This window comes from Streptomyces sp. NPDC013187, assembly GCF_042899705.1.
Taxonomy (GTDB): Bacteria; Actinomycetota; Actinomycetes; order Streptomycetales; family Streptomycetaceae; genus Streptomyces; species Streptomyces hawaiiensis_A.
The window spans coordinates 37,477-62,544 of the sequence record NZ_JBIBAF010000001.1; the positions used below are offsets into that span (position 1 = coordinate 37,477).

The window sequence follows — 25,068 nt, forward strand, 5'->3', positions numbered from 1 at the left end:
CACCCCGCCCGCACCCGCCGAACCACCCCCGCCCCCCGAGCTACTCCGCGCCCGGCACCCCCTTCAGGTACCGCTCCGCGAACTCCAGCTCCAGCCGCACCTGCTTGATCCGTTCGTCCACCACCAGCGACCCGTGCCCGGCGTCGTAGCGGTACACCTCGTGCACCGCGCCCCGCGCCTCCAAGCGCTTGACGTAGTTCTCGATCTGCCGGATCGGGCAGCGGGGGTCGTTGACACCGGCCGAGATGTAGACCGGCGCCTTGACCTGGTCGACGTACGTGAGCGGGGACGAGGCCTCGAAGCGGTCGGGCACCTCCTCCGGGGTGCCGCCCAGGAGCGTGCGGTCCATCGCCTTCAGCGCTTCCATCTCGTCGTGGTACGCCGTGACGTAGTCGGCGACGGGCACCGCCGCGATGCCGAGGGTCCACGCGTCGGGCTGGACGCCGAGGCCGAGGAGGGTGAGGTAGCCGCCCCAGGAGCCGCCGGTGAGGACGAGGCGGTCGGGGTCGGCGATACCGGAGCTGACGGCCCATTCACGGACCGCGGCGATGTCCTCCAGTTCGATGAGGCCGACGCGGTGCTTCAGGGCGTCCGTCCAGGCACGGCCGTAGCCCGTGGAGCCGCGGTAGTTGACACGGATCACCGCGTAGCCGTGGTCCACCCAGGCCGCGGGGCCCGCCGCGAAGGAGTCGCTGTCGTGCCAGGTGGGGCCGCCGTGGATGTCGAAGACCGTGGGGAGCGGTCCGGTGCTGCCCTCCGGCCTCTGGACGAGGGCGTGGATGCGGCCCCCCGGCCCCTCCACCCACACGTCCTGCACCGGAACCGAACCGGGCGACTTCATGCCGGGCGGGTCGAGCACCACACCGCCCGCCGTGGAGCGGACCGCCGACGGCTCGGCCGCCGAGGACCACAGGTACTCCACGCTGCCGTCGGGCCGGGCCGTCGCGCCGGAGACCGTGCCCGGCGGGGTCGGGATCTCCGTCAGGGCGCGGCCGGACAGGTCGTAGCGGAACAGCTCGCTGCGGGCCTCGAAGCTGTGGGCGATGAGCAGGCCGCTGCCGTCCGGGTACCACTCGGCGCTGACGTCGCCCGGCAGCTCCAGCGCCAGGTCCGTCTCCTCGCCGGTGGCCACGTCCCACACCAGGGGCTCCCAGCGGCCGCGGCGCTGGTGGCCGATGAGCAGGCGCGTGTCGCCGTCGACCGGGGCGAAGCCGAGGACCTCCAGGCCCAGCTCGCGGGTGCCGCCCTCGGTGTCGTCGAGGTCGGCGACCGCCGTGCCGTCGGGGCGCAGGACGCGCAGCGCCGAGTGCATCGCGTCGCCGTGCTCGGTGTGCTCGACGGCGATGAGTGTGCCGTCGTGTGAGAGGTCGCCGACCCCGGCCGATTCGCGGTGGCGGTAGATCTCCACCGGGTCCTCGCCGGTGTGGACGAGGTGGATGGTCGTGCCGTCCTCGTCGGTGGAGCGGCCGACGACCGCCGTACGCCCGTCGCGGCCGAGGGCGAGGCCCGCCGGGTAGGAGGGCTCCAGGCCCGCGGCGGCCGGTTCGTCCGCGCCGCCCTCGAAGGGCTGGCGGCGCCAGACGCCGAACTCGTCGCCGTCCTTGTCGTCGAACCACCAGATCCACGCGCCGTCCGGGGACAGCACGCCGTCCGTCGTGCCGTTCGGCCGGTCCGTCACCTGGCGCTGCTCGCCGGTCGACCGGTCCCAGGCGTACAGCTCGTACGTGCCCGTGGCGTTCGAGACGAACAGGGAGCGGTCCGGCGCGTCCTCCGCCCAGTCGGGCAAGGACACCCGGGGCGCCCGAAAGCGCTTCTCCCAGTCCGGCATCCGCTCCTGCCGTCCCGCCTGTACCGCTTGCTCGTGCTGGTCCCGCTGATCCCGCTCGTCGGACCCGTTGCTCTCAGTCATGGCCCCATACTGCCCGCCCCGGCCGACAATTCGCTCGCGAGGTCCCCAGCCTGTGGATAACCTCCACCGGTCCCCCCTCCGAGCAGGTCAGGAGTCCCGCCCATGTACTCCCCCACCCCCGCCGACTGGAACGAGGCCAACCGCGCCCACTGGGACGAGCGCGTCCCGCTGCACGTCGCCGGTGATTTCTACGACCTGGACGCCTTCCGGGCCGGTCAGGACCCCTTGCGCGACTTCGAGCTCGCCGAGGTGGGCGAGGTCGGCAACCGCTCTCTGCTGCATCTGCAGTGCCACATCGGCCTCGACACACTGTCCTGGGCCCGGCACGGCGCCGCCCGCGTCGTCGGTCTGGACTTCTCCGGACCCGCGGTCGACCTGGCCCGCGGTCTCGCGCGCGACCTGGGCCTCGGCCCGGAGCGGGCGGCGTTCGTGGCGGCGGACGTCTACGACGCGGCGGCCGTGGTCCCGGACCCGTCGTACGACATCGTGTACACCGGCGGCGGCGCCTTGTGCTGGCTGCCCGACATAGGGCGCTGGGCGGAGACCGCCGCGTCGCTGGTGGCACCCGGCGGATTCCTCTATCTCGCCGAGTTCCACCCGCTCACCGACGTCCTCGACGACGAGACCGGCTCGCGGATCGTGCACGACTACTTCGCCCGGGACGCCTGGATCGAGGAGAGCGCGGGCTCGTACGGGGCCGAGGGCGCCGAGTTCACCCACGGCCGGCGGGTGGAGTGGCAGCATCCGGTCGGCGAGGTCGTCTCGGCGCTCGCGGCGGCCGGGCTGCGGATCGAGTTCCTGCACGAGCACGACGTGTCGCTGTTCCGGCGGTTCGGGACCTTCGAGCACCGGGACGGCTACTTCCGCTTCCCCGAGGGCCGGCCGCGGATTCCGCTGATGTACTCGATCCGCGCGCGCAAGGGCTGACCGCGGGGGGCTTCACGGCCGTCCGGAACCGGCCGGCGGGCCCGCTCCGTTGCCGACCCCGCGGGCCGGGGCAGCCCGGCACCCCCGTACCGTGGGGGTGTGTACCGGTTTCTGCTGACGCCCCGATGGTGGGGGATCAACGTCTTCGTGCTGTTGTCCATCCCCTTCTGCATCTTCATGGGGTCCTGGCAGCTGAGCCGGTTCGAGGACCGGGTGCAGGACCACCGCACCGCGACCGAGCAGGTCTCCGAGGCCCGGCACGAGGCGCCGCGGCCGCTGAAGGACATGCTGCCGGTGGACAAGGCGACCTCCGGGAAGCTGGTCACCGCGAGCGGGCGGTACGGCAAGCAGCTGCTGGTGCCCGGGCGGGAGCTCGACGGCAAGCAGGGCTTCTACGTACTGACGCTGCTGCGCACCGACTCGGGTGAGGCCCTGCCGGTGGTGCGGGGATGGCTCCCCGGTGCCGCCGCCACGGCGAAGGTCCCCGCCCCGCCGTCCGGTGAGGTCACGATCACCGGAGCGCTGCAGGCTTCGGAGACACCCGGGGACAACGGGGTCAGTGCCCAGGGCGGCCTGCCGTCCGGGCAGACCGCGGCGATCAGCGCGGCGTCCCTGGTCAACCTGGTCCCGTACGACGTGTTCGACGCGTGGGTCACCCTGTCGAAGGGCGACGCCGGGATGAAGGCGGTGCCTGCTGCCGCGCCGCCGGACTCGGGCCTGGACCTGAAGGCGTTCCAGAACCTGGGCTACACCGCCGAGTGGTTCGCCTTCGTGGGGTTCGTGATCTTCATGTGGTTCCGGTTGCTGCGGCGCGAGGTGGAGTTCGCGCGGGACGCGGAGCTGGGTCTGGTCGCGGACGAGGAGCCCGTCACCGTGGACGCCGCTGTGAAGTGAGCGGCGCCCGCACCCGCGCCGGGTGGGTCCGCAGCCCCTGACGGGCCGCGGACCGCCTACGATCCCGCCAGCACGCCCGTCCAGTACACCGTGCCCGCACACGCGTTGGACACCGTCACCGAGCTCGCGCCCGCGCCGGTGGCCGGGGTGTACGTCACCGCCACACTGCCGTCGACCGTGCCGTCCTCCCTGACCAGCTGGGGAGCCGCGCCCGTGTCGCCGCCGGTGGAGGTGCCGGCCGTGGTCGTCGGGTCCTCCTCCGACGGGGTCGGGTCCGGGCTGGGGTCGGGTCCGCCGACGCTGCCGCCGGGAGTGGGGCAGGTCTCGGAGGGCACCCAGGCGAACTTCACGTCGTAGCCGATGCCCGGCTGGAGCACCAGCTGGGCGGCCTCCAGGGACGGGTCGGGCAGCAGACCGGCCGCCGCGTCGCCCGCGGTGTGCCGGGCCGAGCCGACCTTGCTCATGTCGGCGGCGCCCTGCGGCAGCGCGCTCACCGAGCCGGGGCCGGTGACCGTGCAGGCCGCGCCGGAGACGTTGACGACGCGGAAGGAGCCGGAGACCGCGCCCGTGGAGTCGGGGGCGCCGGCGCTTCCGGAGGCGGGGCCGAGCTGGGCGGCGGTGCACGCCGGGATGCCGGCGGCGGCGGTGGAGGAGGGGCCGGTTCCGCCCTGGGACGCGCCGGTGGAGGCGCCGCCGGGCCCCTTGCCCTTGTCCTTCTCCTTCTTCTCGCCCTTCTCCTTGCCCTCGGCCTTGCCGGAGGAGCCGCCCGCGGTGCTCTCGCCGCCGTCCGGGCCCTTGCCCTGGCCCCCACCGCCCTGGGTCTCCGAGGTGTGGCCGATGGCGGCCGGGTTGGCCTCGGAGCCGGTGGCGTTGGAGACGTGCACGAGGGCGGGGACGGCCGTGCCGATGAAGAGCGCGGCGGCCGCCATGCCGACGACGGCCTGCCGCTTACGGGCCCGCCGCTGCGGTACCGCCTTGCGCAGGTAGTCGAGGGTGCCGTCGCGCGGTTCCACCTCCTGCACCACTTGGTGCAGCATCGAGCGCAGGTCCAGCTCGTCCGAGTCGAGCCCGTCGGGGCTCTGGTCGTCGGGGCCGTGGTTCACAGTTCCGTTCCCAGCGTGCGATTGCTTCGGATCTTGCCCGTGCCGCCTTGTCGGCGCCTGCCACCCGTCGAGGCGTTCGGCGGGGTCGGGGCGGTCGCGCCCCTTGCCGCCCGCGCCGTTGCCGTCACTCATACCGGGGCCTCCATGGCGACCCTGAGTGCCGCGATGCCGCGCGAGCCGTACGCCTTGACCGAGCCCAGCGAGATGCCGAGTGTCTCGGCGACCTGCGCCTCGGTCATGTCCGCGAAGTAGCGCAGCACCAGCACCTCGCGCTGGCGGCGCTGCAGCCCCTTCATCGCCTTGATGAGGGAGTCGCGCTCCAGCTGGTCGTAGGCCCCTTCCTCGGCGCTGGCCATGTCGGGCATGGGCTTCGACAGCAGCTTCAGGCCGAGTATGCGGCGGCGCAGCGCGGAACGCGAGAGGTTGACGACGGTCTGGCGCAGGTACGCCAGGGTCTTCTCGGGGTCCCGGACGCGCTTGCGGGCGGAGTGGACACGGATGAAGGCCTCCTGGACGACGTCCTCGCAGGAGGCGGTGTCGTCGAGGAGGAGGGCGGCGAGACCCAGCAGCGAGCGGTAGTGCGCCCGGTAGGTCTCGGTGAGGTGGTCGACGGAGGTTCCGGCCGCCACGCCGTCCTCTGCGCCGTCACGCTGGTTGGGTATGCGGGCCGGCCGCGCTGCGGGCACGGGCGCGATCACCGGCATGCCACCGGGCGTACCGGCCATGCGGGGTCGTAGAGCCGCCGGACGGGGCGGTCGAAGGACCGTGCCGCGTACCGCGCTGAAGTCGAGTACCTCTGCCACGCCTGTTGGACACGCTGACCCCCGTGAGGGTTGTACGTGCCGGGCATCACTTTCACGCCGACCGTCGCCGTTGCCGGTCTACCCGCGTCAGGCAGCACAGTCGATGGTGCGTTCATGGCCCTCATGCGTCCCGCTCTTCCCTTATATCCAAATGTGAACGGACGTCCCCACGCCCGGTTCCAGGCGTCCCCACGCCTGTAAGCGCTCCCACGACCGAAGGGCGACCGCAAAGACGCTCCCCGCCCTTCGCGCGGTTGCGGAGAGCGGGGAGGTAAATCCTCTGATGCCGAAGCGCCTCGGACAAGTGGTCCGGATCATCGACCGGCTCACATGTCGTCCACAGATCCTACAAACCACCTCTGACATCGTCCGGGGGATTCGGCGGGGCGAACGCCAGGACACCGGGCGGCCTGCGGCCGGGGACCGGTCACGCTGTGCGCCGGCTCACACGGTCAGGACAGCTCGGCCGCGACCACCTCGGCGATCTGGGCGGTGTTGAGCGCGGAACCCTTGCGCAGGTTGTCCCCGCACACGAACAGTTCGAGCGCCGTGGGGTCGTCCAGCGCACGCCGCACCCGCCCGACCCAGGTCGGGTCCGTGCCGACCACGTCGGAGGGGGTCGGGAACTCCCCCGCCGCCGGGTTGTCGAACAGCACCACCCCGGGCGCCGTGGCGAGGATCTCGCGTGCCTTGTCGACGGTGACCTCGCCCTCGAAGCGGGCGTGCACGGTCACCGAGTGCGTGGTGATCACCGGCACCCGGACACAGGTGACGGCCACCGGAAGGCCGGGCAGACCGAGGATCTTGCGGGCCTCGTCCCGCACCTTCAGCTCCTCCGACGACCAGCCGTCGTCGCACGCCGTACCGGTCCAGGGCACGACGTTCAGCGCGACCGGCTCGGGGAACGGCCCGGTGTCGTCGCCGACGGCCCGGCGCACGTCACCGGGGTGCGTGCCCAGCTCCGTTCCCGCGACCAGGGACAGCTGCCGGCGCAGGGTCTCCACACCGGCGCGCCCGGCGCCGCTGACGGCCTGGTACGAGGAGGCGACCAGCTCGCGCAGCCCGAACTCGGCGTGCAGCGCGCCGAGGGCCACGATCATGGAGAGCGTCGTGCAGCTGGGGTTGGCGATGATCCCGCGCGGGCGCATCCGCACGGCGTGCGGGTTGACCTCGGGCACCACGAGCGGCACGTCCGGGTCCATCCGGAACGTGCCGGAGTTGTCGACCACCACCGCGCCCTTGGCGACGGCGACGGGCGCCCACCGCTCGGCGACCTCGTCGGGGACGTCGAACATGGCGACGTCCACCCCGTCGAAGGCCTCCTCGGTGAGCGCGAGGACCTCGGTCTCCTCGCCGCGCACGGTCAGCTTGCGGCCGGCCGAGCGCGGGGAGGCGATCAGCCGGATCTCGCCCCAGACGTCGGCCCGCTGGGACAGGATCCGGAGCATGACCGTGCCGACGGCTCCGGTCGCCCCCACCACGGCAAGCGTCGGACGCCCGGACCGTCCGGTCCGGGCGTCCTGTCGGAGATCGGCCATCAGCGGCCGGTGCCCCCGTAGACGACGGCCTCGTCGCTGTCGGAGTCGAGCCCGAACGCCGAGTGCACGGCGCGGACGGCCTCGGGCACGTCGTCGGCGCGGGTGACGACCGAGATGCGGATCTCGGAGGTCGAGATCAGCTCGATGTTCACGCCCGCGTCGGACAGGGCCGTGAAGAAATCGGCCGTGACGCCAGGGTTGGTCTTCATGCCGGCGCCGACGAGGGAGATCTTGCCGATCTGGTCGTCGTAACGCAGCGAGTCGAAGCCGATGCCGGCCTTGTTCTTCTCCAGCGCGTCGATGGCCTTGCGGCCCTCGGTCTTCGGCAGCGTGAAGGAGATGTCCGTCAGGCCCGTGGAGGCGGCGGACACGTTCTGCACGACCATGTCGATGTTGATCTCGGCGTCGGCGATCGTGCGGAAGATCGAGGCCGCCTCGCCCGGCTTGTCCGGCACGCCGACGACCGTGACCTTGGCCTCGGAGGTGTCGTGCGCGACACCGGAGATGAGAGCCTGCTCCACCTGCTTGTCCCCTTGCTTGATCGGCTCGCTGCTGACCCAGGTCCCCTGGAGTCCGCTGAAGCTGGACCGGACGTGGATCGGGATGTTGTACCGGCGGGCGTACTCCACGCAGCGGTGGAGCAGCACCTTCGACCCGGACGCCGCCAGTTCGAGCATGTCCTCGAAGGAGATCCAGTCGATCTTCCGGGCCTTCTTCACCACGCGCGGGTCGGCGGTGAACACGCCGTCGACGTCGGTGTAGATCTCGCACACGTCGGCGTCGAGGGCGGCCGCGAGGGCCACCGCCGTGGTGTCGGAGCCGCCGCGGCCGAGGGTGGTGATGTCCTTGGTGTCCTGGGAGACACCCTGGAAACCGGCCACGATGGCGATGTTGCCCTCGTCCACCGAGGTCTTGATCCGGCCCGGCGTGACGTCGATGATCCGGGCCTTGTTGTGGACCGAGTCGGTGATGACACCCGCCTGGCTGCCGGTGAACGACTGGGCCTCGTGGCCCAGCTTTTTGATCGCCATGGCCAGCAGGGCCATGGAGATCCGCTCTCCGGCGGTCAGCAGCATGTCGAGCTCGCGCCCGGCAGGCATCGGGGAAACCTGCTCGGCGAGATCGATCAGCTCGTCCGTCGTGTCGCCCATCGCGGAAACCACGGCAACCACCTGGTTGCCGTTCTGCTTCGCTTCCACGATCCGCTTGGCGACGCGCTTGATGCCCTCGGCATCGGCTACGGAGGAGCCTCCGTACTTCTGCACGACAAGGCCCACGTGCGCTCCTCGCTCAATCCGTCTCTATCCGCTCATACGCATTCGTACCGCGGTCGGCTCAGTCTAACGAGCGTCCGAAAAACCCCTCCGCGATATCGCATGGTGAGATCTCGGGCCGCCCGTCCAGAGTCGCTCATTCCCATCTGGGCACAGGCCACTCGGGAAAGTGCCCGGCGTCACAATCGCACGAGCCGCGGTCCCGGTCACACAACTTTCAAGCACTAGGGTTCGGCTGTGCGCGTACTCCTGGTGGAAGACGATGAACCGGTCGCCGAGTCCCTGCGCCGTGGCCTCAGGCGCTACGGCTTCGAGGTGGAGTGGGTCACCACGGGCGGGGCGGCTCTCGAGCACGAGGGTCCCTACGACGTCGTCCTGCTGGACCTCGGTCTGCCGGACACCGACGGCCTGGACGTCTGCAAGGCGCTGCGCGAGCGGGGCGACGTCCCGATCATCGTGATCAGCGCCCGCAGCGACGAGACGGACCGGGTGGTCGGGCTGGAGCTCGGCGCGGACGACTACGTCTCCAAGCCGTTCGGCGTCCGCGAGGTCATCGCGCGGATCAGGGCGGTCATGCGCCGCACCCGGCCCCGCACCCCCACGGACACACCCGACGCGGGCCCCGATCGCTACGGCACCCGCCTGACGATCGACCGCAAGGCGGCCCGGGTGCGCCTGGACGGCGAGGAGGTCACCCTCGCGCCCAAGGAGTACGACCTGCTGGCCTTCCTCACCGAGGAGCCCGGGGCGCTGATGTCGCGCGAGCAGATCATGGAAGCGGTCTGGGACGCGAACTGGTTCGGCCCGACCAAGACGCTCGACGTGCACGTGGCGGCGCTGCGGCGCAAGCTCGCGGGCGCGATCACCATCGAGGCGGTGCGCGGCGTCGGCTTCCGTCTGGAGATCACCGGGGGCACAGAGGCGGGCGCGGGCGGCGTCTCATGATCCGTCAGCTCGTCCGCAGCTACGTCCTGCTCGTCGCGGTCGCCATCGCGCTGTTCACCGTGCCGGTGGCGTTCACGCTCACGGATCAGCTGCGCGACGACACCAGGTCGGCCGTCACACGCGAGGCCGACGCCATGGCCCTGCTGCTCGGCGACGGCCGCGCCGCCTCCTGCCAGGCCCTGGAGGAGATGGCCAGGGCCTACGACGACGAGATCCAGGTGACCCGCACGGCGAACTGCCCGGCGGACCTGCCGCGGCCCACCCGGGACGCGGCCCTGGACAGGGCCCTGCGGGACGGCACCCCCACGACGGACTGGGGCTCCTCCTTCATCTGGGGCCCCGAGCTGGTGATCACCGTGCCCGCCCGGGCGACCGGCACTGACCGGGTCGTCGGCGCCGTACGCATCGTGTACTCCACCGGCGAGATGACCCGTCGGCTCTGGCAGATCTGGGGCTTCCGGGCGGTCCTCGCCGTGCTCGTCCTCGGCGTGGCCGCCCTGCTCGGAGCCGCGGTGGCCCGGCGCCTCACCCGGCCGCTGCGCCAGCTCAACGACATGGCCAGCAAGTTCAGCGACGGCGATCTGACCGCCCGCTCCCCCGTGACGGGTCCGCCCGAGACCCAGACCCTGGCGCGCACCCTCAACCAGGGCGCCGAACGCCTGGACACGCTCATCGCGGCGCAGCGCATCTTCGTCGCGGACGCCTCCCACCAACTGCGCACCCCTCTCACGGCGTTGCGGCTGTCCCTGGACAACATCGCCGACGGCGTGGACGACGAGTTCGTGCGGGAGGACGTGGAGCAGGCGACGGCGGAGGTCGTGCGGATGAGCCGGCTGGTCAGCGGGCTGCTGGTGCTGGCCCGGGCCGAGGCGAAGGTGACGGCGGCCGAGCCGCTCCCGCTGCTGGACATCGTGCGGGAGCGGCTCGCCGTGTGGAGGCCGGCCGCCGACGAGCGCGGTGTCACCATCGCGCTCAGGGGGAGTACCGACGGCCGGCCGTCTGTGCTGTCCAGTCCCGGTCATCTGGACCAGATGCTGGACAACGTGCTCTCCAACGCCCTGGAGGTCTCGCCCGACGGCGGGACGATCACCGTGCGGGTGGAACCCCGGGGCGATGTCGTGGAAGTTCAGGTTCTGGACGAGGGGCCCGGCATGTCGGACGCCGAGAAGTCCCGCGCCTTCGACCGGTTCTGGCGCGGCCAGGGCCTGACCGGGAAGTCCGGCTCCGGCCTCGGTCTCGCCGTCGTCAGGCAGCTGGTGACGGACGACGGCGGGACCGTGACGCTGTCGGACGCTCCCCCGGTCTCGGCTTCTCCCGCCCGGGGGCACCCCCAGGGTGGGGGCCTGTGCGTGACGATCACGCTACGGGCGTCCCACCGGGGCGGCGGCTGACCGGGCTCAGCCGACCGGGCTCAGCCGACCGGGCTCAGCCCTGAGGCATCTTCGAGGAGTGGTGGTTCACGATCAGCCACTTCCCGTTCGGCTGCTTCTCGTAGGCGTAGGTGTAGCGGGCCTTGACGGTGCTCTTCTCGCCCGTCTCGTGGTCGGTGAGCGCGAACTCGTAGACCCCCGTGTCGATGACGGTGTCGCGGTCGAGGACGTTGACGACGGACTCGGTCTTCGTACCGACGGGCTTGTTCTGCAGGAAGTGCTCGAAGTAGTCGACGATCGCGGCTCTGTCGGTGCGGACCTGGTTGGAGACCGTCGGCAGCAGCACCGCGTCCTTGGCGTACAGGTCCGCGACCTTCTTCGGGTCGCCGGTCTGCAGTGCGGCGTTCCAGTCGTCGAACAGCCCGAGCACCTGCGCCTTGGTCGCCGGCTTGGCGTGCTTCTCGCCCTTGCCCCGCGCGTCCGCTCCGGCGACCCCGGCACCGAGAGCGAAGGTGCCGGCGGCCAGGACCGCGGTGGCGGTGGCGGCTACTGCTATGCGTCGGCGGGCGGGACGGCGGTCCATGACATCTCCAGTGGGATCGAGGGGAGTCTGCTTCCGTCCGCGTTCTCCGCGGTGGAAGTGACTCCAGCCTCGCGTTCCACCGGTTAGGGCCCGTGCAGCCCGCGTACAGGGGACGTACAGGGAGCCTCCAAATCACGCAGCGTGAACGGGGAGCCGGGCGCTACGGTCGGGGCATGGAGACCTTGCGCTACGTGGCGTTCAGCACGGATCCCGAGGGCGGCAACCCCGCCGGGGTGGTGCTCGACGCGAGCGGCGCCGACGACGCGGCGATGCTGGCGACGGCGGCCGAAGTGGGCTATTCCGAGACGGCGTTCGTACGGGAGACCTGCGACGGCTCCCTGAACGTCCGGTACTTCAGCCCGCTCGCCGAGGTTCCGTTCTGCGGCCACGCGACGATCGCCACCGCTGTCGCCCACGCGGAGCGCCACGGCACCGGGCGGCTGCTGCTGCGCACCGCGGCGGGCCTGGTCACCGTCACGACGGACCGGGCGGCGGACGGCACCCTCGTGGCGACCCTGGTGAGCGTCGCCCCGCGCACGGCCCCCCTCGACGACGCCGACCTCGCCGAACTGCTGGCGATCCTCGGCTGGTCCGCCGGGGACCTGGACCCGGATCTGCCGCCCCGAGTGGCCTTCGCCGGAGCCTGGCACCCGGTGATCGCCGCCGCGACCCGGGACCGGCTGGCGGACCTGGACTACGACATGCCCGCGCTCACCGCCCTCATGGCCCGCCGGGACTGGACCACGATCGACCTGGTCTGGCGGGAGTCACCCACCGTCTTCCACGCCCGCAACCCCTTCCCGCCCGGCGGTGTGACCGAGGACCCGGCGACGGGAGCGGCGGCGGCCGCGTTCGGCGGCTATCTGCGCGAGTTCGGCCTCGTACCGACCCCTGCCACCCTGACGGTTCACCAGGGCGCGGATATGGGACGGCCCAGCACGATCACCGTGACGGTACCGGCGGAACCGGGGACGGGCATCGGCGTGACGGGGACGGCCGTACGGCTCTGAGCGGCTGGAGGTCACCGCCTGCCCCGCAGCGCCCGGATCACCTCGGCCAGGGCACCCAGGATCCGGGCCCGGTCCTCGGATGCGGCTCCGTCGAGCGCGGAGCGCACGAACTGCACGGCCGCCAGGGCGACGATCAGCAGGGTGAGGACACTGCACGCGCACACGGCGGCGATGAGAAGCGGGTCCATTTGCGGCTCCTTACGAGGGCGTCGGTGCGACGGGACGTCCCGAAGGTGCCGGAGCGGAGCCGGCCGCCGCGCGGGCCGATCCGCGCGATCAGGGGTTGCTCCGCAGGTCAGGTCGGTAGCTTGGAACTTTCCGAGTCGACCGAGTCGACCGACTCGGGACGACGGGGCGGGGCACGCGCGACGGGGGGACGGCGCCATGACGGAACCACACACCTACTGGACGGAGCTGGACCGGCTGCTGAGGCTGGCCGACAAGCCCGATGCGACCGCCGTGCACGCGCAGATCCGGAGCGTTCTGGCCTCCCGCCGCGATGTCCCCTCAGACAGCAGCGTCGCGGACTGGGTGACCATGCGCAGGGTCCCCCGCACCGACGCCAAGGTGGTGCTCTTCGTCTCCGCACTCGAGACCATCGCGCGCCGGAGGAACCCGTCCCTGCGCATCCCGGCCAAGGAACGCTGGCGCACCCTCGCGGCGCAGGCCCGTGCGGACCGCGGCAAGGGCACCGGCCCGGCTCCTGACCGCCCCGCCACGTCCCCCGCCTCCGGCGTTCGCTCGTGCTGGGAGGAGGCCGTCACCAGCTCCCCGGCCTGGCGGATGCTGCGGCCGGGCGCGGCGGACCGGGCCGCTTCCCTCGAGGCGCAGTCCGGAAGAACCGCCGGGCGGCTGGCCGAACTGTACGAGGAGGCCCGGTCGGCGCTCGCCGAGGACCCGTGGCACGACGTGAACCTCGCACGCCGGATCTCCCGCTGGACCAACTGGTTCCTCGACCTGCCCCGCAGCGGCGGCGCCCTGCTCCTGTCCCCCGCCGAGGCCGCGCTCATCACCCTGCTCCCCTTCCTCCACCAGGCGCACCGCTCACGGACGGCGGCGGAACTGTCCCGCGTCGACCCCACGGACCTCGGGCAGCGGACCTCGCCGGACAGGGAACGGCAGATGTTCGAGGTGCTGCTCGGCGGCCATGAACGGCTCGTGCGGCGGGCGGAGCTGGGTGCCCTGAAGGACCGGCCCGACGGACGCCGGGAAATCGGGTGGTGGCTGTTCCACCAGTGGGCGGGGCGGCAGCCGGGGCGGCTCACACCGTTCCTGTCGGCCCTGGGCACCGAAGGCACCTGCCTCGAGGCCGTGCTCGATCCGGAGCCGCTGTCACGCCTGCTGGGCTGCGCCCACTCGGGACCGAACGAGCTGTTCGACGCCGCCCGCCCGGACCACCTGCGCGAAGACCCCTACCAACTGGACTTCGACGGGCGGGACTTCCAGGACGTACGGGAACGGCTGGTGGGGTCCGTCTTCGCCGTCGCGCACGGAATGGCGGTCGAGGCCACGGACCTCTCCTCGGTGGTCGTGCGGCACGTGGGCATTCCCGACCCCCTCGACCCGGCGAGTCTCCTCACCACGGTGGACAAGGCCTCCTGGCAGCCGCGCGGAGAGGGCATCGGGCTCCGGGCCCGCTGCGGACATCCCGCCGTGGTGGCCGCCCTCACCGAGCACACCGGGCGGCTGGAGTCCCTGCTGCGGGCCGTCCGGCGGGCCGCAGCGCCCGACTTCGACGCCCTGCCCCTGTACACGAGCGCCGAGGAGGTCCGTGAAGTGGACGCCGAGGGCCGGGCCGTTCCCGTCGGCGGCGTCATCCGCTTCCGGCTCGACGAGGAACGCGTCCAGGAGCTCCTCATGGGCGAGAACCTCTACCGTGACCGGTCCCTCGCCATCCGCGAGCTCTACCAGAACGCCCTGGACGCCTGCCGCTACCGCAAGGCCCGGTCCGAGGCGGCCGAGAGCGTCAGCGGGTACCGGGGGCGGATCGAGTTCACCCAGGGGTACGACGAGGAGGAGGACCGGCACTACCTGGAGTGCCGGGACAACGGCGTCGGCATGGACGAGGTCACCCTGTCCGAGGTGTTCTCGCAGGCCGGAGTCCGTTTCACGGACCTCCCGCGGTTCCAGGAGGAACGGCAGGAGTGGCAGAGCCGGGGCGTCACCATGCACCCCAACAGCCGGTTCGGCATCGGAGTGCTCAGCTACTTCATGCTCGCCGACGAGATCCGTGTGACGACCTGCCACATGAACGGCGTGGAGGGACGGTTACGCGAGATCACGGTGCTGATCAGCGGCCCCGGCCACTACTTCCGGGTCCGCCCGACCGGCAGCCCGGGCTCCATCGGCACCACGGTCCGCCTGTATCTCCGGGACGGTGACGAGGCGCCGTCCTGCGTGCGGGAGCTGCGCAGGCTGCTGGGCATCGCGGAGTTCGCGACCACCGCCCGGCAGGGCGGGCAGGCCGTGCTGTGGGAGCCCGGGGTCCTGCGCCCGCGGGAGGCACTCGGGCTGCGGTCGGACGGCCTCGAGGCCCACGGCCGCCTGGTCTCCTGGCAGGCCGGGGCCGACGGCGAGGACGGCCAGGTCGTCTGGTGCCGGCACGGCGGAGGCGTCCTGGTCGACGGGATCTACGCCGAACCCCGGGTCCTGCGCGGCGTACTGACCGCCCCGGGTGACACACGGACCCTGCGCGGCGCCGTGGTCAACCTCACCGGCAGGACCCGCCCCCGCCGGCTCTCCGTGGACCGGACGGAGATCCTGGACGCCGACGTCTGCGCGGACGTGGAGGCGCTGCTCGGAGCCGCGTTGCCGGCGCTGCTGTCGGCCGATCCCCCACTCCTGGACGTCGAATGGCTCGCGGAGGTCGCGGGCCGCAGTCCTGCGCTCGCCGACCTCGTGACGGAGGCGGCGCGGGCGGCGGGGCACGAGATGGATCTGCACGGTCACCGGACGCCTGTGGCCGCCACCGGGTTCTTCCCCCAGGACGCACTGATCGTCCACCGGCGCGACTCCCGTCTGCAGAGCTACGAGACAGCCCTGGGCGAGACCCCGGCCGGCCGGGTGAGCGGCACCATGGAAGACCGCATCCTGCTCTGGAGGCTGCTGGCCCACCGGCCCAACGCCGAGCTGACGGCACTCACGGCGGTCGTCCCGGAGCTCGAACGGGTCGAGCGGGTCCTGCCCGCGCTTCCGTCCGACGTCCTCGCGTGCACCCCCGCCAACAGTGCCTGGAACGAACGCCACTGGCCCTTCATGGACGTCGACAACGAGCTCGCCGCTCCCGGACACGCCCTGTTCTTCGCAGACATCCGAGGGATCCCCTACCGCGAGGCCGTGGAGCGCATGAGGGAACTCCGCTTGCCGACACCGCCGGCGGCCGAGGAGGAGCCGGCCATCGACGACATCAACCTCGCGCTCCTGAGCCGTGACCTGGCGCCTCCGTTCCGCTCCGGGCGTGCGCTGTCGTCCTGGCTCGGCAGCGCCGGGCCGGTGCCCCCGGGCCATCTGCTCAAGGCGCGGATCGAGTTCGGCTTGAGCCTCGGTGAGGCCGCCCGGCGCATGCGGGCCTTCGGATTCACCGTCGCCGAACCCGCTTCGGCCGCGGAGGACCTGGACGAGCGGGCCCTGGTCCTCCTCAGCCTCCGCCTGAACGGCCGCAGCCCCTGGCTCAGTGTCCGCAGACCGGTGCCGCCCGGCCATCTCCTCAAGGCCCGCCGCGACCTCGGTGTCGACCTCGGCACGGCCGTCCAGTGGCTGAGGTGGTTCGGCTTCACCGTCACGGTGGACGGCCCTCTGCTGGAGGGCACCGCCGACACGACGCTTCGCCTGGTCAGCGACCAGCTGCGCGGGGACGTCCCGCTGGACCCGGCGAAGCCGGTGTCCCTCGGCCATGTGCTCTGTGCCGCGGCCGAGTTGGAGCGTTCGGTGCCGTCCGTCGCGGGGGAACTGCGCGCCCTCGGCTTCCTCCCGGAACTCGCCCCCACCGACGAAGAGCGGGCCGACGCGTTCCTCCGCCGGAGCAGGGAGTGGGGGTGGGGCGCCCGTGAGTGGCAACACCTGAGGGAAGAAGCGGCGATTCCGCCCGGTGTGCTGGCCCGCGCCTCAGCCGCGCGGAACGTGCCCCTGCACGAGATGACCCGATGCATCGAGGCACTGGGACTGCCCGTGCCCTCCGCGCTGCCCCACCGGGCGAACGACACCGACGTGACGATCCTCAGTGTCAACGCCGACGCCCGGGACCCATGGATCCGGGCCGATGACGCCGTGACCGTCCATCAGGTGGCCAGAGCGGCGCTCGAGTCCGGGCTGCGGCCGGCAGAGGCGGCGGCCCGGCTGCGCGCCTACGGCCTCGAACCACCGGACGTCTCGTACCCTCCGAGCGCCGAACCCAGGGACGACATACTGCTCTGGGCGACTCGGCGCCTCGGGTTGTCCGGGGCGCCGCTGTCTCCGGACCGGCCGGTGTCGGTGCACCACGTGGTCATGAAGTCCTCCGGCCTCGGGCTGCCGCCCCGGACGGTGGTCGACCGTCTCGCACAGTACGGCCTGCTCACGTCGTTCGGGACGGCACCGGAAGACGCCTACGCCTTCGACCGTTATCTCCTCGGCCTGCCCGACGAGAGCACCCAGCCGCTCGACGAGGACCGACCGGTCCCCCTGCACCATCTGGTCTCCGTCGCCCGGCAGCTGTCCAAGGAGCCCCATGAGATCGCGGAACGACTGTCCGCGTTCGGCTTCCGGGTCCCGCTGGACCGGATCGGCCGGCTGGACGACACCGACCGCGGTCTCGCCCTGCTGCAACCCGCCCCCGGGAAGCGGAACCCGCCCCTCGTTCTCAGTGAGCCGATCTCCGACTTCCTGCTGGTCGTGCGCAGCTTCGCCCTGCCCGCCAAAGAACTCGTGGAGCGGCTGGAGGGTTTGGACGCAGACCTCCAGCGCGTCCGTGACGCCGTCCTCACCGCGCTGCCCGAAGTGCCGGGCCTGATCATGAAGCAGGAGCCGGGCGGCAACGTCCCGCGGCTCGGGGCTACTTAGCCGGGCGCAGCCCCAGCGGTTCCGCGATCTCCTCGACCATCACGCGGCCCGCCTCGATCTCCAGCGTGTCGTCGCCCATGCCCTGGTCCGTGTCCAGGCCGTCGAGTTCGGCGAGGGGCTGGTTGAGGCGGACGTGGGCGAGGACCGACTGCAGGGCCCGCAGGCTCGCCGAGGCGGTGGAGCCCCAGTTGGAGAAGTAGGAGAACTGCCACCACCACAGGGCCTCCGTGGTGCGGCCGGCCCGGTAGTGGGCCATGCCGTGGCGCAGGTCCGTGATGACGTCCGTGAGGTCGTCGGAGATACGGGCCGGGACCGGGGCCTTGCGCGGCTCGTAGGGGTCGAAGACCTCGGAGTAGACGTCGATCGGGTCCAGCAGGCGGGCCAGGTTCTCGCGGAGCTCGTCGACGTCCGCCTCGGGGCCCGAGTCGGGTTCGTAGCGCTCGTCGGGCACGATGTCCTCGTGCGCGCCGAGCCGGCCGCCGGCCAGGAGGAGCTGGGAGACCTCCAGGAGGAGGAAGGGCACGGCCGATTCCGGCTCGTCGCCCTTGGCGACCTCCGTGACGGCGACCAGGAAACTCTCGATCTGGTCCGCGATCTGGACCGCGAAATCGTCCGGGTTCTGGTCGGTCGCGTGCAGCGTGGCGTCAGACATCTAGGAGTCGTCTCCCCTCGAAGGCGCGTCCGAGGGTGACCTCGTCCGCGTATTCCAGGTCCCCACCCACCGGGAGGCCGCTGGCCAGGCGGGTGACCTTCAGGCCCATGGGCTTGATCATGCGGGCGAGGTACGTCGCCGTCGCCTCGCCCTCCAGGTTCGGGTCCGTGGCGAGGATCAGCTCGGTGACCGTGCCGTCGGCGAGCCGGGCCAGGAGCTCCCGGATGCGCAGGTCGTCGGGGCCCACCCCGTCGATCGGGCTGATCGCGCCGCCCAGGACGTGGTAGCGGCCCCGGAACTCACGCGTGCGCTCGATCGCCACGACGTCCTTCGGCTCCTCGACCACACAGATGACGGCCGGGTCGCGGCGGGTGTCGCGGCAGATGTTGCACAGCTCCTCCTGTGCGACGTTGCCGCAGGTCGCGCAGAAGCGGACCTTCGCCTTGACCTCCATCAGGGCCTGCGCGAGACGCCGTACGTCCGTCGGCTCGGCCTGCAGGATGTGGAAGGCGATCCGCTGGGCGCTCTTCGGACCGACGCCGGGCAGCCGCCCCAGCTCGTCGATCAGGTCCTGGACCACGCCTTCGTACAACGGACTGCCCTTCCTGGGTCTTCGGGGTCGGTGCGTACCGTCCCGTACGTACCGTAGTTGTCTGCCGCCTGTCCGAGGAAGGCGGTGCGCCGGGTCAGAACGGCAGACCGGGGATGCCGCCGCCGCCCAGACCCTGCGCGAGCGGGCCCAGCTTCTGCTGCTGGAGCGTCTGCGCGTTCTCGTTGGCCGCCTGGACAGCGGCCACGACCAGGTCGGCGAGGGTCTCGGCCGTCTCTTCGGCGGACGCCGCCTCGGGATCCACCGCCTTCGGGTCGATCTTCAGGGCGCGCAGCTCGCCGGCGCCGGTGACGGTGGCCGTCACCAGACCGCCGCCCGCCTGCCCGTCGACCTCCGTCTGCGCCAGTTCCTCCTGCGCCTGCGCCAGGTCCTGTTGCATCTTCTGGGCCTGCTGGAGCAACTGCTGCATATTGGGCTGGCCACCACCGGGGATCACGATCAGCTCCTTGCTCGGTACGCGTTTTCCCGTTCGGCACGAGCCTACGTGGTCGGGGCTGCCGTCGCCCCAGCACTCTTTCGAGTGAGTCCCCCTCGCGCCCTATACCTGATCAAGGAATACTTCCGGGCGGAAAAGAGGCGAAAGCTACGTCTTCGCCACCCATTGGGAGGTAGGAAGGGTCGGGCGCGTTCCGGATGCGGGTTTTGGTCCATCGCGCAGCGTGATCGGTGAGTGAACCGTACGTGGTCATTCGTGGTCAGTGAGGAGTGCCGGGTGGGTCAGCCGGAGATGCAGCCCGAGGGGCCGCCTCAGGACGGGCGGGGCGAGCAGGCGGCGGCCGGGCTGCGGCCGGGCGATCTGACCGGGCGGGTCTTCCCGCTCGGGGACTGGGGCGAGCCGGCGGTCCGGCTGGACGAGCTGTACCGGTGGGTGGAGCGGGGGGCGCTGCGGACGGCTGCCTGGTACCTCGCCGACCGGGTGTGGAAGCGGCGGTGCGCGCGGGTGCTGCGCTGCGGGACCGCGGCCGGGGCGGTCACCGGGGTCGCGCTGCCGCTGCTGGATCTGACCGGTGTCGCGGGCGGGATCGCGCCCTGGGGGTGTCTGGCGCTGTTGCTGGGGGCGGCGTGCGTGGTCGTGGACCGGTACTTCGGGGTGACGTCCGGGTGGATGCGGGACGTGGCCACCGCGCAGGCCGTGCAGCGGCGACTGCAGGCGCTGCAGTTCGACTGGGCGGCGGAGAGCGTGCGGGAGGTGCTCGGCCCGGCGGAGGGGACGGCCGGCGAGGCCGCCGAGCGGTGCCTCGGGGTGCTGCGGCGGTTCTCCGAGGACATGACGGAACTGGTGCGGGTGGAGACCGCCGACTGGATGGGCGAGTTCCGGTCGGGGTGTGCCGCGCCGGCGGGGCTGCAGACGGTCGTCTTCCCGGGTCCGGGGCGCGGGCCCGAGACAGGGGTGAACGGGCGGTTCCCGGTGCCGCCGCACGGCGGGACCCGGCCGAACATGCCGCGCCAGCGTCCGCCGGAGCCGCGGTGAGGGGCCTCAGCTCCCGCCGTCCTGTGCGCACAAGGTGAGCCCCTCCGGCGTCCAGCACGGCACGTGGCCGTGGGTGCGGATGACGTCCTGGCCGTTGCCACGGGCCAGATACGTGAGGAAGCTGGAGGCCAGGGAGTCGGCCGGGGGGCGGCCGTAGGTGTAGGCGTACTCGATCTCGCGGTAGGGGTAGGCGCTCGTGCCGTGTTCGATGGCGTCGACGGACGGCGGGTCGCCGTCCAGGCGCAGTACGCGCAGGCCCTTCGCCCGGGCGGCGAGGTTCAGTTCGCTGTAGCCGACGGCGCCGGGGAGACCGGCGACCGTCGCCAGGACCTGCTCGGTCGAATCGAGTTCGCAGCGCAGGACGGTCGCCGTGGGGTCGTCCTTGTGGACGCAGTCGACGGAGGAGTTGGCGATCTCGCCCCGGCCCAGCACCCGGCGCTGGAAGACCTGTCTCGTCCCGGAGTTGGCGTCCCGGCTGACGAGGCGCACGGGCAGGTCGGGGCCGCCGAGCTGCCGCCAGTTGCGGACCTCGCCCCGGTACAGGCGCCGGACGTCGTCGCTGGACAGGTTCGTCAGCCTCACGTCGTCGTTGACCACGAGCGCGAAGACGGACACCGCCACCCGGTTCTCGCGCAGGTCGGGCAGACCGGCCGGCTTGGGGCCGTCCGAGAGGGCCACGACCGGCGGGGAGCCCTGGGAGTTCCGTTTCGCCCGGTCGCCGGCGGCCGTGAGCTCGCGTATCCCGGCCGTGGAACCGTGGGCGTCCACGTCGATGACGGGGTCGCCGCCGCAGTCGCGCTCGTACTTCTCGGCCACCTCGCGCAGGACGGGAGCGAACGCGGTGGAGCCGGTGAGGGTGAGGGTGCCGCTCGCGCAGCCGATCGGGGGCGGGGTGTCGTCCTGGGCGACGACGATCGCCGCCAGGGTGACCACGCTCGCCGTGAGCGCGATGGTGATCAGCCGCGCGGCCCGGCTGAACAGCGGCGGCTTCTCGTCCGGCGTGGCACTGCGGTTGGGGTGCACCTCACCGTCGCGCAGGCCGCCTACCAGCCGGATCTCGTCGCCGACGTCACCGCCGGAGAGGAGGACGAGCAGCTTGAAGTGGTCGCCGCGGTTGAGCGGGACGCGCGGGATGCGCAGGGTGTTGCCGTCGTAGGCGAAGCCGCGTGCCGCGGTGAAGTGGTCCATGAGGTGGTCGGTGTCCGACGGCTGGGTGACCGAGACCCCGCGGACGGTCCGGCCGGTGAACACGACGGTCAGGCCGTGGAGTTCGGGGCCGGTGTAGTCGTCGCGGTCGATGCCCTGCGAGCCGTCGTTCTCGATGCGCAGCAGGACCAGGGTCGCGTCCGACATGTCGGGAGCCTCGTCGAACAGGCCGAGTCGGCGGTTGGCGCGGCCCGATCGCACGTCGTCGCCGATGGGGTTGTCCATCTGTACCCGGTAGCCCATGCGTTTGCGGCGCGGCACCCGGCGTTCGTACCAGACCATCACGCCCGAGGCGATGATGCCGAGGAGGGCCGTGGCCACGGCCACGAGGTTCTCCGCGCTCAACCACTCCACCGTGGGTGCCCCCGCCGCCGCCCGGACGATTCGATCGTCCGGTCACCGTACGGCCGTGCGAGCGCCCAGCCGGTGGTCGTCGGCCGGAATTCGCCGGACGTTCAACCACCACGTGGCCAAGGGCGGTTGGTCACTGCCTCGTGTACGTCAGCCGCTCCCCGCTGCTGGTGTTCACGCGCTCCAGCGTGCCGTCCGACAGGAGGGTCACCTCGGTGGCCGCGCCCGGGGTGCAGGCGGTGCGGGGCTGTCCGACCTTCACGGTGGACGGGCCGATGCTCAGTGCGCCGTCGGTGCCGGGTTCCGCGGTCAACCGCCCCTCGAAGACGCAGTGGTAGGTGCCGCCGCCCCTGGTCGGGCCGTCGGCCACGAGGGACAGGACCGTGTCGCCCGGTTCGCCCTGCTGGAGGGTGAGCGAACGGCTGTGCTCGCCGTCGGCGTTGTCGATGGTCGTGGTCCAGGTGCCGAGGTACCCGGCCGGGATCGTGCCGTCCGCCGGGGAGGGTGAGGTGTCCGGCTGCGAGGTCGTCGGGGACGGGCCCGGGCTGGTCGGGGACGGGCCCGTGCTCTGCGTGCCGCCGCGGCCGTCGTCGGCCCGGTCGTCGCCGCCCTGCATCAGGGCGTACACCGACCCGCCCGCGGCGAGCGCGACGACCAGGGCGATCACGACGAGCAGCGCGGTGGAACGGCCGTCCCCCCGCGACGGCCGGGGCTGCGGGGGGCCGTACGGCGGGGTTGTGCCGTAGGGCGGCGGGCCGTACGGCGGGGTGGAGCCGAGACCGCCGTAGGCGGGGTGCGGCGGGGCGACGCCCGGGGCGCCGGGCTGGGGGTGCTGCTGGGGGTAGCCGTACGCCGGATACGGGGGCGTCTGCGGCTGGGGCTGCGGGTGGGGCGGGGCGACCGGGCCCGGCAGGTGGTGAGGTGCCGGGGGCGCGCTCTGCCCGGCGGCCATGGTGGGCAGATGGTTCACCGACGGCCCGTCGCCCTGCGGGCCCGGCAGGCCCGGCGGGGGCGGGCCGGGGGCCACCGCGGGCGCCGTCGCGGAGGCCGGGGGCAGCGCGGGGCGCGGTGACGACTCGTCGGCGGCGGCGGCGTGTTCGGGGGTCGGGCCGGGGCCGGACTCGTCCGCGGGGACCGGCCCCGGCCGCCGCGCCGCGTCGCTTTCCGGCTGCGGGCCGGCGGGGGCCGGTCGCCCCCGCGCGGCGGAGCCGCCCGTGTCACTGCCCCGCGCCCCCGCGGCGGCGGGCGGGGCCTGCCCCGACTCCCCCTCCGGATCCTCCGTGTCCAGCAACCGCACCGCGTGCCGCCCCAGTTGGGCCACCAGGGCGCTCGGCAGCCACGGGTCGAGGGCACGGCCGTCGGCGACGGTGTCGTCCGCGCCCGTGCGCTGCAGGACGCGGTCGAGGGAGGGCCGGGCGGCGGGGTCCTTGCGCAGGCAGTCCCGGACGAGGTCGGCGATGCCCTCGGGGACGCCGTCCAGGTCCGGTTCCTCCTGGGCGATGCGGAACATCAGGGCGTGCACGCCGCTGTTGGCGGTGCCGAACGGCAGGGCGCCGGTGGCGGCGTAGGCGAGGACCGAGCCGAGGCAGAAGACGTCGCACGCCGGGGTGATGCGGTCGCCCCGCACCTGCTCGGGCGCCATGAAGCCGGGCGACCCGACGAGTGCGCCGGTGCGGGTGAGCCCGCCGTCCGTCACGGTCTCCAGGGCGCGGGCGATGCCGAAGTCGATGACGCGCGGGCCGTCGATGGTGACCAGCACGTTGGACGGCTTGAGGTCGCGGTGGACGATGCCGGCCGCGTGGATGTCCTTGAGCGCGTGCGCGAGCCCGGCCGCGAGGATGCGGACCGTCCGCTCGGGCAGGGCGCCGTGGTCGTGTCCGACGACCTGCTGGAGACTCGGCCCGGCGACATACCCGGTGGCGACCCACGGCACGGCCGCCTCGGTGTCGGCGTCCAGCACCGGCGCCGTCCAGTACCCGCCGACCCTGCGCGCGGCCTGCACCTCCTGCCGGAACCGCTCCCGGAACTCCTCCTGCGCGGCGAGCTCCTCACGGACCAGCTTCACGGCGACCGTACGCCCCCGCTCGGAGCGGGCGAGATACACGTGCCCCATGCCGCCCGCACCGAGCCGCGCCAGCAGCCGGTACGCACCGATCCGAGGCGGGTCCCCTGGCCCCAGCTTCTCCATCGCTCAGCCGCCTTCCCCCCACACGCGAGCAACAGACCGAGAATAGTGCGGGGCCGGGGCCGGGTGACCTGGACAACGTCTACGGTTCCGTAACAGGCGGACCCACCTGGTCGAGCACCGTCGACAGCCGTTCCAGCACCCGCACCGCCTCCGCCAGCTCCGTCTCCCCGAACGCCTCCGCCAGCCGGTCGGCGAACGCCGCGTGCCCGGGGTCGATCCGGGCGATCGCCGCACGCCCCTCAGCCGTGGGCGTGAGGAGCTTGGCGCGGCGGTGCGCCGGATTCGGCCGGTACTCGGCGAGCCCCTTGCCGACGAGCAGGTCGGCGATGCGCTGAACGCTCTGCCGTGTGATGCCCATGGCGCGGGCGATGCCGGAGACGGGCAGCGGCTCCGCGAGGACCGCGCCGAGCACCTGCCACCAGGCGGCGGTGAGCCCGGCGGGCCGGGCCAGTTCCTCCGCGACGGCGAGGAACTGGCCGTTGAGCCGGAACACCCCGAGGGCGCTGCTGCTGAGCAGGTCCTGCCGCTCCCGGCTCACAGTGCGCCGGCCTTCTCCAGCACCCCGTAGGCCGCCGGGTCGGAGTCGTGGAACAGCCGGTACCAGGCGTCCAGCACCTCCCCCTCATGGACCCCGAGGAGCCGGAGGATCTCGCGGGCGAAGGCGACGGGCTCGGTGGGGCCCGCGGTGACCAGGGGGCCGTCGGTGACGGCGTCGGCCTCGACGTAGCGCCCGCCGCCCGCGTAGCCGGTGGCGGCCAGGTAGAAGGAGACGGCGCTGGTGTGGTCGCGGTCGTCGAGCAGGCCCTCGCGGGCGAGTCCGGCGGTGGCGCCGCAGATCGCGGCGACCGGGACGCCCGCGTCGAGGAAGGCCCGGGCGGTGCGGGCGAAGGGGGCGAGGTCGTCCGAGGTGTCCCAGAGGTCGGCTCCCGGGAGGATCAGCAGCGCGCTGTCCGCGGGGCGCAGGTCCGTCAGGGCCAGGTCGGGGAGGACGCGCAGCCCGCCGGTGCTCCGCACCGGGTCCGTGGACGGGCCGACGGTGCGGATCTCATGGCCGGCGCGGGCGAGGTGGGCCGTGGCGTGGCCGGTCTCCCAGTCGGCGAGGGTGTCGTAGACGGCGAGATGGACGGGCTTGCGGCTCATGGCTCCTCCTCGGCTTTCCTGTATGACAACATGCTGTCCAAAAGACAGCATGTTGTC

21 protein-coding genes are annotated in these 25,068 nt (G+C 72.5%); 7 read left to right on the top strand and 14 right to left on the bottom strand.

What is annotated here, in order from left to right:
• Positions 1–40 precede the first annotated feature (40 nt).
• Positions 41–1,909 carry a prolyl oligopeptidase family serine peptidase gene (locus ACFY5B_RS00200; RefSeq protein WP_389962277.1) on the bottom strand — a complete coding sequence of 623 codons (1,869 nt, stop codon included), beginning with the start codon at positions 1,907–1,909 and terminating at the stop codon, positions 41–43.
• A 102-nt stretch (positions 1,910–2,011) separates the two neighbouring features.
• Between ACFY5B_RS00200 and ACFY5B_RS00205 the strand changes: the two genes are divergently transcribed.
• Entirely contained in the window at positions 2,012–2,836 is an 825-nt protein-coding gene (locus ACFY5B_RS00205; protein ID WP_389962280.1) for a class I SAM-dependent methyltransferase, read from the top strand.
• Positions 2,837–2,935: 99 nt separating this feature from the next.
• Complete coding sequence (locus ACFY5B_RS00210) at positions 2,936–3,730, top strand: SURF1 family protein (RefSeq protein ID WP_389962283.1); 795 nt, start codon at positions 2,936–2,938, stop codon at positions 3,728–3,730.
• A gap of 56 nt (positions 3,731–3,786) precedes the next feature.
• Here the strand turns inward: ACFY5B_RS00210 and ACFY5B_RS00215 are convergent, their stop codons facing one another.
• The 4 genes from ACFY5B_RS00215 to ACFY5B_RS00230 all read right to left on the bottom strand — a co-directional run bounded on the left by ACFY5B_RS00215 (position 3,787) and on the right by ACFY5B_RS00230 (position 8,451).
• Positions 3,787–4,833, bottom strand: coding sequence for a hypothetical protein (locus ACFY5B_RS00215; RefSeq protein WP_389962286.1), 1,047 nt, complete (start codon positions 4,831–4,833; stop codon positions 3,787–3,789).
• A gap of 128 nt (positions 4,834–4,961) precedes the next feature.
• Positions 4,962–5,537 (bottom strand): SigE family RNA polymerase sigma factor, encoded by a 576-nt coding sequence (locus ACFY5B_RS00220; RefSeq protein WP_248510736.1) that lies wholly within the window; start codon positions 5,535–5,537, stop codon positions 4,962–4,964.
• Between the two features lie 551 nt (positions 5,538–6,088).
• On the bottom strand, positions 6,089–7,174 hold the full coding sequence (locus ACFY5B_RS00225; protein ID WP_389962289.1) for an aspartate-semialdehyde dehydrogenase: 1,086 nt from the start codon (positions 7,172–7,174) through the stop codon (positions 6,089–6,091).
• On the bottom strand, positions 7,174–8,451 hold the full coding sequence (locus tag ACFY5B_RS00230; protein ID WP_030846224.1) for an aspartate kinase: 1,278 nt from the start codon (positions 8,449–8,451) through the stop codon (positions 7,174–7,176). The genes ACFY5B_RS00225 and ACFY5B_RS00230 overlap by 1 nt, the downstream gene beginning before the upstream one ends.
• 234 nt (positions 8,452–8,685) lie before the next feature.
• Between ACFY5B_RS00230 and ACFY5B_RS00235 the strand changes: the two genes are divergently transcribed.
• A complete protein-coding gene (locus tag ACFY5B_RS00235) occupies positions 8,686–9,393 on the top strand; it encodes a response regulator transcription factor (protein ID WP_389962293.1) in 708 nt (235 codons plus the stop codon).
• Entirely contained in the window at positions 9,390–10,784 is a 1,395-nt protein-coding gene (locus ACFY5B_RS00240) for a sensor histidine kinase (protein WP_389962296.1), read from the top strand. Before ACFY5B_RS00235 ends, ACFY5B_RS00240 begins: the two co-directional genes overlap by 4 nt.
• Positions 10,785–10,818: 34 nt before the next feature.
• Here the strand turns inward: ACFY5B_RS00240 and ACFY5B_RS00245 are convergent, their stop codons facing one another.
• Positions 10,819–11,346, bottom strand: a complete 528-nt coding sequence (locus ACFY5B_RS00245) for an SgcJ/EcaC family oxidoreductase (RefSeq protein ID WP_389962299.1) — start codon at positions 11,344–11,346, stop codon at positions 10,819–10,821.
• Positions 11,347–11,519: 173 nt separating this feature from the next.
• Between ACFY5B_RS00245 and ACFY5B_RS00250 the strand changes: the two genes are divergently transcribed.
• Complete coding sequence (locus ACFY5B_RS00250; RefSeq protein WP_389962302.1) at positions 11,520–12,356, top strand: PhzF family phenazine biosynthesis protein; 837 nt, start codon at positions 11,520–11,522, stop codon at positions 12,354–12,356.
• A gap of 11 nt (positions 12,357–12,367) precedes the next feature.
• Here the strand turns inward: ACFY5B_RS00250 and ACFY5B_RS00255 are convergent, their stop codons facing one another.
• The gene (locus ACFY5B_RS00255) at positions 12,368–12,544 is read right to left on the bottom strand and encodes a hypothetical protein (protein WP_389962305.1); all 177 of its coding nucleotides are present in this window, start codon (positions 12,542–12,544) and stop codon (positions 12,368–12,370) included.
• Positions 12,545–12,740: 196 nt separating this feature from the next.
• Here ACFY5B_RS00255 and ACFY5B_RS00260 point away from each other — a divergent pair, with 196 nt between their 5' ends.
• Positions 12,741–17,393 carry a hypothetical protein gene (locus tag ACFY5B_RS00260; protein ID WP_389962308.1) on the top strand — a complete coding sequence of 1,551 codons (4,653 nt, stop codon included), beginning with the start codon at positions 12,741–12,743 and terminating at the stop codon, positions 17,391–17,393.
• Here the strand turns inward: ACFY5B_RS00260 and ACFY5B_RS00265 are convergent.
• The 3 genes from ACFY5B_RS00265 to ACFY5B_RS00275 all read right to left on the bottom strand — a co-directional run bounded on the left by ACFY5B_RS00265 (position 17,386) and on the right by ACFY5B_RS00275 (position 19,091).
• Positions 17,386–18,045 carry a DUF5063 domain-containing protein gene (locus ACFY5B_RS00265; RefSeq protein ID WP_389962311.1) on the bottom strand — a complete coding sequence of 220 codons (660 nt, stop codon included), beginning with the start codon at positions 18,043–18,045 and terminating at the stop codon, positions 17,386–17,388. The genes ACFY5B_RS00260 and ACFY5B_RS00265 overlap by 8 nt on opposite strands.
• Positions 18,038–18,637 carry a recombination mediator RecR gene (recR, locus tag ACFY5B_RS00270; RefSeq protein ID WP_003991835.1) on the bottom strand — a complete coding sequence of 200 codons (600 nt, stop codon included), beginning with the start codon at positions 18,635–18,637 and terminating at the stop codon, positions 18,038–18,040. The genes ACFY5B_RS00265 and recR overlap by 8 nt, the downstream gene beginning before the upstream one ends.
• A gap of 94 nt (positions 18,638–18,731) precedes the next feature.
• Positions 18,732–19,091 (bottom strand): YbaB/EbfC family nucleoid-associated protein, encoded by a 360-nt coding sequence (locus ACFY5B_RS00275; RefSeq protein WP_344461247.1) that lies wholly within the window; start codon positions 19,089–19,091, stop codon positions 18,732–18,734.
• A gap of 276 nt (positions 19,092–19,367) precedes the next feature.
• Between ACFY5B_RS00275 and ACFY5B_RS00280 the strand changes: the two genes are divergently transcribed.
• A complete protein-coding gene (locus tag ACFY5B_RS00280) occupies positions 19,368–20,126 on the top strand; it encodes an SLATT domain-containing protein (protein ID WP_389962315.1) in 759 nt (252 codons plus the stop codon).
• Between the two features lie 6 nt (positions 20,127–20,132).
• On the opposite strand, the gene ACFY5B_RS00285 is transcribed toward ACFY5B_RS00280, so the two are convergent.
• The 4 genes from ACFY5B_RS00285 to ACFY5B_RS00300 all read right to left on the bottom strand — a co-directional run bounded on the left by ACFY5B_RS00285 (position 20,133) and on the right by ACFY5B_RS00300 (position 25,011).
• Entirely contained in the window at positions 20,133–21,686 is a 1,554-nt protein-coding gene (locus ACFY5B_RS00285; RefSeq protein WP_389962318.1) for a substrate-binding domain-containing protein, read from the bottom strand.
• A 130-nt stretch (positions 21,687–21,816) separates the two neighbouring features.
• Positions 21,817–23,871 carry a protein kinase gene (locus tag ACFY5B_RS00290; protein ID WP_389962321.1) on the bottom strand — a complete coding sequence of 685 codons (2,055 nt, stop codon included), beginning with the start codon at positions 23,869–23,871 and terminating at the stop codon, positions 21,817–21,819.
• Positions 23,872–23,950: 79 nt separating this feature from the next.
• Positions 23,951–24,409, bottom strand: a complete 459-nt coding sequence (locus ACFY5B_RS00295) for a MarR family winged helix-turn-helix transcriptional regulator (protein ID WP_389962324.1) — start codon at positions 24,407–24,409, stop codon at positions 23,951–23,953.
• Positions 24,406–25,011, bottom strand: a complete 606-nt coding sequence (locus ACFY5B_RS00300; protein ID WP_389962327.1) for a DJ-1/PfpI family protein — start codon at positions 25,009–25,011, stop codon at positions 24,406–24,408. Before ACFY5B_RS00300 ends, ACFY5B_RS00295 begins: the two co-directional genes overlap by 4 nt.
• Between the last annotated feature and the right edge of the window lie 57 nt (positions 25,012–25,068).

Bases quoted from the DNA above. Each gene is read 5' to 3' on its own strand.
- ACFY5B_RS00200 (WP_389962277.1), bottom strand. From the start codon at position 1,909: ATGACTGAGAGCAACGGGTCCGACGAGCGGGATCAGCGGGACCAGCAC.
- ACFY5B_RS00205 (WP_389962280.1), top strand. From the start codon at position 2,012: ATGTACTCCCCCACCCCCGCCGACTGGAACGAGGCCAACCGCGCCCAC.
- ACFY5B_RS00220 (WP_248510736.1), bottom strand. From the start codon at position 5,537: ATGCCGGTGATCGCGCCCGTGCCCGCAGCGCGGCCGGCCCGCATACCC.
- ACFY5B_RS00225 (WP_389962289.1), bottom strand. From the start codon at position 7,174: ATGGCCGATCTCCGACAGGACGCCCGGACCGGACGGTCCGGGCGTCCG.
- ACFY5B_RS00240 (WP_389962296.1), top strand. From the start codon at position 9,390: ATGATCCGTCAGCTCGTCCGCAGCTACGTCCTGCTCGTCGCGGTCGCC.
- ACFY5B_RS00245 (WP_389962299.1), bottom strand. From the start codon at position 11,346: ATGGACCGCCGTCCCGCCCGCCGACGCATAGCAGTAGCCGCCACCGCC.
- ACFY5B_RS00250 (WP_389962302.1), top strand. From the start codon at position 11,520: ATGGAGACCTTGCGCTACGTGGCGTTCAGCACGGATCCCGAGGGCGGC.
- ACFY5B_RS00255 (WP_389962305.1), bottom strand. From the start codon at position 12,544: ATGGACCCGCTTCTCATCGCCGCCGTGTGCGCGTGCAGTGTCCTCACC.
- ACFY5B_RS00260 (WP_389962308.1), top strand. From the start codon at position 12,741: ATGACGGAACCACACACCTACTGGACGGAGCTGGACCGGCTGCTGAGG.
- ACFY5B_RS00265 (WP_389962311.1), bottom strand. From the start codon at position 18,045: ATGTCTGACGCCACGCTGCACGCGACCGACCAGAACCCGGACGATTTC.
- ACFY5B_RS00290 (WP_389962321.1), bottom strand. From the start codon at position 23,871: ATGGAGAAGCTGGGGCCAGGGGACCCGCCTCGGATCGGTGCGTACCGG.
- ACFY5B_RS00300 (WP_389962327.1), bottom strand. From the start codon at position 25,011: ATGAGCCGCAAGCCCGTCCATCTCGCCGTCTACGACACCCTCGCCGAC.